The organism is Paenibacillus sp. EB106-05-06-XG162, assembly GCF_058791655.1.
Window position 1 is genome coordinate 1 of sequence record NZ_JBYTDT010000040.1, and the last position, 1,378, is coordinate 1,378.

The window sequence follows — 1,378 nt, forward strand, 5'->3', positions numbered from 1 at the left end:
GAGCTAAGTCCATATACTTGTGTAAAATGCTATTGGCATAAAAAAGAAGGAGCCATAGCCAAGATCCTCTATTAGAATGAGGTTGTCGAGACAACATTCTGGAGGAGGACTTGGTATGACTCAATATCAGATTAACGTAAATTCTGAACTTTTGCATCAATTGTTTTTATCAGACTCGAAGGAAGCAGGCATTGCAGCTTTACTAGAGTCTATCTTGAATCAGGTACTAAAGGCGCAGGCTGCGGAACAGATTGGAGCAGAACATTACGAGCGATCTGAAGAACGATTAGGATACAGAAATGGATCGTATCCTCACAAGCTCATGACGCGTGTGGGACAAATTACGTTGCAGGTCCCTCGCTTTCGTGATGGAAAGTTTTCTACCGAGTTGTTTAGCCGCTATCAACGCAGTGAGCAGGCGCTTGTACTTGCCATGATGGAGATGGTGTTAAATGGCGTATCAACACGCAAAGTGAGCAAAGTGACAGAAGAGTTGTGCGGGACAGAATTCTCAAAATCGACAGTGAGCGAGCTTTGCAAGCAACTGGATCCAATCGTCAAAGAATGGAACGAACGCCCATTGGATAGGGCCTACCCTTTTCTAGTTGTAGATGCCTTGTACGTGAAAGTACGCGAAGATGGTCGTGTGCGTTCTCGAGGCGTAATGATCGCCACGGGAATCAATGCAGATGGATATCGGGAGTTGCTGGGGCTTACCGTAGACGATACGGAGTCAGCAGCGACATGGGGTGAGTTTTTTATGAAGTTAAAGAACCGGGGGCTGCATGGGGTAGATGTCATTACGAGTGACCATCATGGCGGTTTAGTGAGTGCGATTCGCCAACATTTCCAAGGTGTCACCTGGCAGCGATGTCAAACTCACTTTATGCGCAACATCCTTGATGCAACGCCAAAAGCACTGCGTGAAGACATGAAAGCGCATGTTAGAGCCATCTACGAAGCAGCAGACGAAAAGAGTGCACGATCCCTACTAGAGCGAACACAAAAGACTTTTGAGGAAAAGGCCCCAAAAGCCATGCGTGTATTAGAAGATGGGTTTGACGATGCAACTGCAATTCTAATGTTGCCAGCAGCTTGTCGTGTACGGACACGTACAACGAATGTCGTTGAACGTTTAAACGGCGAATTACGGCGTAGAGAACGTGTCATTCGCATATTCCCTAACCGAGCTTCAGTCATTCGGCTTTTCGGTGCACTGCTCATTGAGATGGACGAGAAATGGTCCGTTGGAAAGAAATATATTGAAATGAAAGACTACCACGAATGGCGTAAAGAAACGATTAAATCTGCTGCTTAACTTTTGAAATTCATCTAGACAATCTCATGGAGGAATTTACACACACATATGGACTTGACC

The 1,378-nt window shown here is 45.6% G+C and carries 1 protein-coding gene; it reads left to right on the forward strand.

The genetic code is table 11. The features are described from left to right. The first annotated feature begins 115 nt into the window (after positions 1-115). Entirely contained in the window at positions 116-1,318 is a 1,203-nt protein-coding gene (locus tag AC3WU2_RS30610) for an IS256 family transposase (RefSeq protein WP_492458608.1), read from the forward strand. The last annotated feature ends 60 nt before the right edge of the window (positions 1,319-1,378 follow it).